5 protein-coding genes and 1 pseudogene are annotated in these 8,262 nt (G+C 67.8%); 3 read left to right on the forward strand and 3 right to left on the reverse strand.

Annotated elements, in window-relative coordinates; all coding sequences use genetic code 11:
* Positions 1-134: 134 nt before the first annotated feature.
* Positions 135-686 carry a class I SAM-dependent methyltransferase gene (locus tag AB7O82_RS28805; RefSeq protein ID WP_428553908.1) on the reverse strand — a complete coding sequence of 184 codons (552 nt, stop codon included), beginning with the start codon at positions 684-686 and terminating at the stop codon, positions 135-137.
* 320 nt (positions 687-1,006) lie between these two features.
* On the opposite strand from AB7O82_RS28805, the gene AB7O82_RS28810 reads away from it, so the two are divergent.
* Both AB7O82_RS28810 and AB7O82_RS28815 read left to right on the forward strand, forming a co-directional pair.
* Positions 1,007-2,173: an iron-containing alcohol dehydrogenase gene (locus AB7O82_RS28810; RefSeq protein WP_428553905.1), complete on the forward strand. Its 1,167-nt coding sequence runs from the start codon at positions 1,007-1,009 to the stop codon at positions 2,171-2,173.
* On the forward strand, positions 2,170-4,623 hold the full coding sequence (locus AB7O82_RS28815; protein ID WP_428553902.1) for a GcvT family protein: 2,454 nt from the start codon (positions 2,170-2,172) through the stop codon (positions 4,621-4,623). The genes AB7O82_RS28810 and AB7O82_RS28815 overlap by 4 nt, the downstream gene beginning before the upstream one ends.
* On the opposite strand, the gene AB7O82_RS28820 is transcribed toward AB7O82_RS28815, so the two are convergent.
* Positions 4,620-6,305: a Na/Pi cotransporter family protein gene (locus tag AB7O82_RS28820; RefSeq protein ID WP_428553899.1), complete on the reverse strand. Its 1,686-nt coding sequence runs from the start codon at positions 6,303-6,305 to the stop codon at positions 4,620-4,622. The genes AB7O82_RS28815 and AB7O82_RS28820 overlap by 4 nt on opposite strands.
* A 625-nt stretch (positions 6,306-6,930) precedes the next feature.
* Complete coding sequence (locus AB7O82_RS28825) at positions 6,931-7,800, reverse strand: LysR substrate-binding domain-containing protein (RefSeq protein WP_428620796.1); 870 nt, start codon at positions 7,798-7,800, stop codon at positions 6,931-6,933.
* A gap of 73 nt (positions 7,801-7,873) precedes the next feature.
* Here AB7O82_RS28825 and AB7O82_RS28830 point away from each other — a divergent pair.
* Positions 7,874-8,262, forward strand: a pseudogene (locus AB7O82_RS28830) (2-aminoethylphosphonate--pyruvate transaminase); the annotation flags it as partial.

Below are 8,262 nucleotides of genomic sequence, written 5' to 3' on the forward strand. Positions count from 1 at the left end.
CGACGGCTGCGGATGGCCGGTTGATTTGGCCCGGCCAGTCGCCGTCGTTCCGTCCTTGGCGGCGCTTGATATCGGCACCGCCGCCTATCAATCGCTTTGCAACTTCGACGCTCTCACGGTCGTGGCGCCCGGTATCACGGTGCCGGAGCCGCACCAGGGGCAGTTCGACGAGTCCATTCGCCCGACCTCGCGTGACCATTGACCAGTCCGCGGGTCAGGCGATAGCTCCAGATTCCCATGGGGGGCACGTTACGCAGCTCGCGTCCGACGAAGGTCGCTTGGAGTTCCGGCATTTCCTCCGCGTCGACGGGTGAGCGGAAACCGTAGGTGTACTGGATGATCGATCCGCCGGGGGGCATGAGCGCAAACGCCGCCGTGTAGCAACGCGCAGCCGCCACCGGCGCGATGATGCGCATCGGCAGGCCGCTCAGCACGACGCTGACGGACCGGATTTGGGCTCGTTGCCGAATGTCGCCCATGGCAAGCGCGTTTCCCTGCAGCACGCGCACTCCGGTCAGGCGCCGTTCGAGCGTTCGGCAAAGGTCGCGGTCCTGCTCGACGACGATGATCTGGTCCGGTGGGCAGCCTGCGTCTATCAACGCCTTGGTCACTGGCCCCGTCCCGGCGCCAAGCTCGAGCACCGGCCCGCCGCCCGGAATGGCGGCCGCCAAGACGGTCTGGGCCAACCGCCTTGCCGTCCAGATGCTGCTTGCAAAGGGCAGTCCAACCGCCCTTGGGTCCCGGGTCCAGCCTCGCAAGAACGTGATCCGGTCACCCATCTTGGCCTTTCCGTGGGGCGAGTGATCCCGCTTCAACGCATGGGCCGGCCAGCCGTTGCGTGTTGCAGCCGGCACGCGAGTCGCCGGGAGGCGAAATTGCCCACGGCGAAATCTCATGCCGGCGATCCGCTGCTCTCCAACGATCGCGTGCCGCCGTGCTAGCGTGGCGCCGGCAAGCAAGGATAGCAGATGTCTGTGAATTGTCTCGGCCGGAAGGAAATCGCCTGATGTCGTCGCCTCTGACCGGCAACTGGAATTACCCCACGGCGATCCGCTTCGGCGCCGGTCGCATCCGCGAGTTGCCCGATGCCTGCAAGGCGGTCGGGCTCAAGCGCCCGCTGCTGGTGACCGATCCCGGCCTGGCGAAGCTGACCATGATCTCCGACGCCATGCTGGCGCTGCGCAAGGCGGGGCTCGAGGTGGCGCTGTTCAGCGACGTGAAGCCCAACCCGGTCGCCAGCAATGTCGACTCCGGCGTGAAGGTGCTGCGCGCCGGCAAGCATGACGGTGTGATCGCCTGGGGCGGCGGCTCGGGCATCGACACCGCCAAGGCGATCGCCTTCATGGCCGGCCAGACCCGGCCGATGTGGGATTTCGAGGACATCGGCGATTGGTGGACGCGCGCCAATCCGGTCGGCATCTATCCTTCCGTCGCCGTGCCGACCACCGCCGGCACCGGCTCCGAGACGGGCCGCGCCTCCGTCATTACCGACGAAGCGACCCATACCAAGAAGGTGATCTTTCATCCCAGGATGATGCCCAGCGTCGTCATCGCCGATCCCGAGTTGACGGTCGGCCTGCCGCCCAGGCTTACGGCGGGCACTGGCATGGATGCCTTCATCCATTGCCTCGAAGCTTACTGCGCACCGGGCTATCACCCCTATGCCGAGGGCATTGCCGTCGAGGGCATGCGGCTGGTCAAGGACAACCTCGTGCGCGCGGTGGAGAACGGCCGCGATCTCGAAGCGCGCAGCCACATGCTGGCGGCCTCGCAGATGGGCTCGACGGCATTCCAGAAGGGCCTCGGCGCCATCCATTCGCTGTCGCATCCGGTCGGCGCCGTGCTCGATACCCATCACGGCCTCACCAACGCCGTCGCCATGCCCTACGTGCTGAAATTCAACCGGCCGGCGATCGACGAGAAGATCCAGCGCCTGTCGCGCTGGCTCGGGCTGCGCAATCCGACCTTCGACGGCTTCATGGAATGGACGCTCGACTTCCGGCGCCGCGTCGGCATTCCGCACTCCCTTGCGGAACTCGGCGTCAAGGAGAGCCACCTCGACAGGTTCGCCGAAATGGCCGCCGTCGATCCGACCGCCGGCGGCAATCCGGTCAAGGCCGGCGTGCCCGAGATGCGCAAGATGTACGAGGCCGCGCTTGCGGGGAGGCTGTGATGAGCACCTTCCCGACCCAGGCCCGTGTCGTCATCGTCGGCGGCGGCATCATGGGCTGCTCGACGGCCTATCACCTCGCCAAGCTCGGCTGGAAGGACGTCGTCCTGCTGGAGCAGGGCCGGCTGAGCGGCGGCACGACGTGGCATGCCGCCGGCCTGGTCGGCCAGCTGCGCAGCTACCAGAATCTCACCCGCCTGATCCGCTACAGCACCGAGCTCTACGCAAAGCTGGAAGCCGAGACCGGGTTGGCGACCGGCTGGAAGCAGTGCGGCTCGCTGTCGGTCGCGCGTACCGAGGAGCGCATGGTGCTGCTGCGCCGCTCGGCTGCCATGGCCAACGCCCAGGGCGTCGAATGCGAGCCGCTGACGCCGAAACAGGCTGGCGAGAAGTACCCGATCATGCGCACCGACGATCTGGTGGGCGCGGTGTGGCTGCCCGGCGACGGCAAAGCCAACCCGGCCGACATCACCCAGGCGCTGGCCAAGGGCGCGCGCAATGCCGGCGCCCGCATCTTCGAGAAGACGCGAGTGACGAAGGTCGACACAAAGAACGGCCGCGTCACCGGCGTGCAGACGACGCAGGGTTCGATCGAGGCCGAGATCGTGGTGTGCTGCGCTGGCCAGTGGGCCCGCCAGCTCGCCCGCTCGGTTGGCGTCACCGTGCCGCTCTATTCCTGCGAGCACATGTACATCGTCACAGAGAAGATGGAGGGCGTGCCGCGCGACCTGCCGGTGATGCGCGATCCCGACGGCTACATCTACTTCAAGGAGGAGGTCGGTGGCCTCTTGATGGGCGGCTTCGAGCCCGAGGCCAAGCCGTGGAACAAGGACATCATCCCCGATGATTTCGAGTTCGGCATGCTGCCGGACGACTGGGACCAGTTCCAGATCCTGATGGACAACGCCCTGATCCGAGTTCCGGCGCTGGAGAAAACCGGCATCAAGACATTCATGAACGGGCCGGAAAGCTTTACGCCGGATCTCAACTACGTTCTTGGTGAAGCTCCGCAGCTCAAGAATTTCTTCGTCGGCGCGGGCTTCAACTCGATGGGCATCGCGAGCTCGGGTGGCGCCGGCATGGCGCTTGCCGAATGGATCGCAGCCGGCGAGCCGACGCTCGATCTATGGCCGGTCGATATCCGGCGCTTCGCCGGCTTCCATGGCAACGACACGTGGCTGCGCACGCGCGTCGCCGAGACGCTCGGCCTGCACTACAAGATGCCTTGGCCGCAGCGCGAGCAGGAGAGCGGCCGGCCGTTCCGCCGCTCGCCGCTCTATGATCGGCTCAAGGCGCGCGGCGCCTGGTTCGGAAACAAGATGGGCTGGGAGCGGCCAAACTGGTTCGCCGGCGCAGGCAAGACTCCCGACATGCAGTACGGTTGGGGCCGCGGCGCCTGGTTCGATGCCGTCGGCGCCGAGCATCGCGCGACGCGCGAGGCCGTGACCGTGGTCGACGAGACCTCGTTCGGCAAGATCCTGGTGCAGGGCCGCGATGCCGAGGCAACGTTGCAGCGTCTCGCCGCCAACGACGTCGCCGTGCCGGTCGGCCGCACGGTCTACACCGGCATCCTGAACGAGCGCGGCACCTTCGAGAGCGACCTTACTATCGCCCGCCTGGCGCGCGAAAAATTCCTGATCATCACCGGCTCGGCCCAGCCGGTGCGGGACATGGATTGGCTCACCCGGCATGTGCCCGACGATTCGTTCGTAACCTTTGCCGACGTGACGTCGGCGTGGACCGTGTTGTCGCTTATGGGACCGCGAAGTCGAGCGTTGCTTCAGAGGGTAAGCCGCGACGATTTCTCCAACGAGGGCTTCCCGTTCGCCACCTGCCGCGAGATCGGCGTCGGTCCCGCCACGGTGCTGGCGTCGCGCCGCACCTACATGGGCGAACTCGGCTGGGAGCTCTACGTGCCGGTCGAGTTCGCCGTCACGGTGTTCGAGACGCTGCACGAGGCCGGCGCCGGCCTCGGCCTGCGCGATGCCGGCTACTATGCCGTCGAGAGCCTGCGGCTGGAGAAGGGCTATCGCGCCTGGGGTCGCGAGCTCACGCCCGACGACACACCGTTCAATGCCGGCCTCGCCTGGGCGGTGAAGCTCGACAAGCCGGGCGGATTCATCGGCCAGAAGGCACTGGTCAAGGCCAAGGCCATGCCGCTGGCGCGGCGGCTGGTGTCGGTGGCGCTGCAGGACGGCGAGCCGCTGCTGTGGGGCGGCGAAGCGCTGCTGCGCGATGGCCGGCCGGTCGGCGACCTCACCTCGGCCGGCTACGGCCACACGATCGGCGCGTCCGTCGGCCTGGGCTACGTCAGGCGCGACGACGGCGCGGCGATCGATGCGGCGTGGCTCGATAGTGGCAGGTTCGAGGTCGACCTCGCGGGCACGCGGCTCGCGGCAAAGGTTTCGCTGCGCTGCCCATTCGACCCGGCGGGCACGCGCATCAAAGGCTAGGTCGACGGGGCGGGCTGTCCGGTAACCGGATCGGGGGCGGTCCTGAGGCGCGTCTCGGCGAGTTCGCCGGCCACCTCGAGGATTGGGTAGGCGACCGTGGTCAGGTGGCCGTTGATGCGCTTGAGGTCGCGGATCACGTCCATGTGGATCGAGCTGGTCTCGATCGATTCGGGGCGCCCCTCGCGCAGACGGGCGAAGTGGCTGTCGGCGGCGTGCGCCTCGGCTTCGCGTATGGCCGTCTTCTCGGCGACGAGCCGGCGGGCGAGCGAGATGTCACGCGTGGTGAAGACGTTCAGCGCCAGCCGCAGATTCTCCTGTACGCGGGCATGGAAGGCGCGCAGCTCGGCCATGCCTTCGGGAGAGAACGTGTAGCGGTTGCGGATCTTCTTGGCCGCCAGCTCCATCAGGTTCTTGTCGATGATGTCGCCGACATGCTCGAGGTTGGTGGTAAAGGTCAGAATCTCGACATAGCGCCGGCCATCCTCCTCTCCGAGCTCGGTGCGCGACGTCTGGATCAGGTAGAGCTTGATCGCCTCGTAGAGCCGATCGACGGCATCGTCGGCCGACTCGATCGCTTTCACCGCCTTGGGGTCGTTGCGCTCGAACACCTCGATGCTCTGGCGCAGCATGTCGCCCACGCGGTCGCCGAGATTGAGCGTCTCGCGCAGCGCGCAGCCCAGCGCCTCGGTCGGCGAATCGAGGACATTGGGATCGAGATGGCGCGGCCTGCCGGGGTCGTCGGCGACCGGCCTGTCGGGCAGCAGGCGGCGGCACGCCCAGGCGATGACATCGATCAGGGGCAGGAAGACGAGCGCGGCGGCGATGTTGAAGGCGGTGTGGAAATTGACGGCGAGGCGCGTCGTCGAGGGATCGAGCCACTGCAACGCCGGCAGCAGGAGGCCGAGGAAGGGCAGGGCGGCGAGGCCGACGAGGGCGCGGGTGACGAGATTGGCGAGCGGCACGCGGCGGGCCGCGACATCGGCGCCGGCCTGCGCTACGTAGGGCGCCAGCGCCCCGCCGACGTTGGCGCCGATGACCAGGGCGAGCGCAAGCTTGGGCTCGACGATGCCGCTGCCGGCAAACGACATGATCAGCAGCACGACCGAGAGGCTCGAGTGCACGAACCAGGTGGCGAGCGTTGCCAGCACGACGGCGATCACGTACTCGTCCTGCAAGCCCTGGAGGGCGGCCATGAAGGCGGGCGACTCGCGCAAGGGCTGGGTGGCGATCGCCAGGAGCCTGAGCGATAGCAGCATCAGGCCTAGGCCGATCGCGACGCGACCGACGTGGCGCGGCTTGTCGTGTTCGGTCGACAGGAAGCCGATAACCCCGACACCGATCAGCAGCGGCGACATCCAGCCGAGATCGAACGACAGCACCTGGGCGGCGATCGTCGTGCCGACATCGGCGCCCAGCATGACGGCGAACGCGATCGACAATGGGATCAGCCCGCGCCCGGCGAACGAGGAGAGCAGCAGCGCCGTGGCCGTGCTCGACTGCAGCAGGCCGGTGATGGCGAGGCCGCCGGCGAAGGCGGTGAAGCGGTTGCGCGAGCAGGCGGCGATAGCGCGCCGCAGCGCGGCGCCGAAGGCGCGCGTCAGTCCGGTGCGAACCATGCGAACGCCCCACAAAAGTAGCGCGACGCTTCCCACCACATTGAGGACGGTCTCGACGCCATGCATGATCGCGAAACCCTACGCCTCGCGGGAATGCCGTTAAAGTTCTTTGACGCTTCTGTGACCAAGTGGTCACGCAGTGCTGTGACGGCGCGGTCTTTTCGGCGCTGGAGCGCGCCCTCGAGTGGCGCTCATGTTCTTCGACCGCGGGCGTCTCGCCCGCTCCTCTCATGAGGCATGAGCGGGCGAGACGCCCGCGGTCCAAGGAAGAATCATGGACGGCACAGAAACGGCGCGCTCCCCGACCATGAGCTGAACAAGGCAAATGCCGCCTTCCTAGGCCGCATTCACCGCGCCGAGCTGTCGCGTCTGCCGCGCGTCGCCCGCATCGAATCGAGCTTCGCCATGCGCGAGATCGTCAACCGCCTGGTGCCGCCCTCGGTGTTCAACAAGCCACCGTCGGCGAAGCGACATCGCGGAGATGGGGGACGTGCAAAGTGATCATCCTCCTCCCCAGCTTCGCTGGGGAGGTGTCGCCGCCTTCGGCGACGGGGGGGCATGCCTCAAGTGGACCGCGGGCGTCTTGCCCGCTCATGAGAAGAGCGGGCGAGACGCCCGCGGTCCAAAAGAACCATGACCCCTCCGTCGCCGTAAGACGGCGACACCTTCCCAAGCTTCGCTTGGGGAGGATTCACAGCTCCGCCGATCGCTCGGCCTCGTCCATGAAGGCGCGGACGAGGGCGAGGCGGCGGCTCTCCTGCGGGCAGACGGCGTACTCGGCGACATGCAGGGGCTGGTCGCTGACGACGATGCGGCGGAAGCGGCGGTCCTGGCCGAGCTCGCTTTCGAACACCGCGCCGATGCCGAAGCCCGCCGCCACGGCTTCGCGCACGCCTTCGCGGGTCTCGACTTCGACGATCGCGTCGGGGCGGATGCCGGCGTCGGCCATCGCCTGCTCCAGCACCTCGCGGGTGATCGAGCCGCGCTCGCGCAGCACAAGCTCCATCCCGGCGAGCGCCGAGAGCGGGACCCGGCTGCGCCGGGCGAGCGCATGGGCGGCCGGCGCGAACAGCACCAGCCGGTCTCGGCGCAGGCGCACGGCGTGAAGCCGCGGATCGGACACGCTCTTGGCCATCACCGCGACGTCGGCCTCGTGGCGCAGCAGGCGGTCGAGCACGACGGCGGAATTGTCGATCGACAGGGCGAAGGTGAGGTTCCTCGCGCGCTTGCGCAGGCTCGCCATGATGGGCACGACATGGTGCGCGGAGTCGGCGGCGATTCGCAGATGCCCGCGTGTCAGCGCCTGCTCGCCGGCCAGCAGGGCACGCGCCTCTTCCTGCAGCGCGAACAGGCGGGTCGTGAGCCCATGCAGCTGCCGGCCGGTCTCGGTCGGCGCGATGCCATGGCCGCGACGGTCGAACAGGCGCACGCCGTAGGTCTTCTCCAGGGCAGTGACCTGTCCCGACAGGTTGGGCTGGCTGAGGCCGGAGGCGCGCGCGGCGGCGGAGAACGAGCCGGATTCGGCGACCAGATGGAAGGCACGGAGCTGGGTGGGCGTCATATAGGTCTAACCGATGGAAGACATATTGAATATATACTGGACGGATAGGCTTCGCGACCGCATGGTTCCAGCCATGACGACCCGACCCGCGACTTCCAAGAGTCCCGCAGCCTCCGAGACGGGCGATCCACTGCTGCTGACGCCCGGTCCGCTCACCACCTCCGCCGCCGTCAAGCAGGCCATGGTGCACGACTGGGGCTCGCGCGATGCCGAGTTCCTGCGCATCAACCGCATGGTGCTCGACAGGATCGCCGAGCTGGCCGGCGCCACCGGCACGCATGTCACCGTGCCGGTGCAGGGCTCGGGAACGTTCGCCGTCGAGGCGATGATCACCAGCTTCGTGCCGCGCACCGGCAAGCTCCTGGTGCTGATCAACGGAGCCTATGGTCAGCGGGCGCTCAGGATTGCCCAGATCGCCGGCCGTGCCGCCGTGGTGCTGGAGACGCCGGAGGACACGCCGCC

The organism is Reyranella sp., from assembly GCF_050185545.1.
Classification (GTDB): domain Bacteria; phylum Pseudomonadota; class Alphaproteobacteria; order Reyranellales; family Reyranellaceae; genus Reyranella.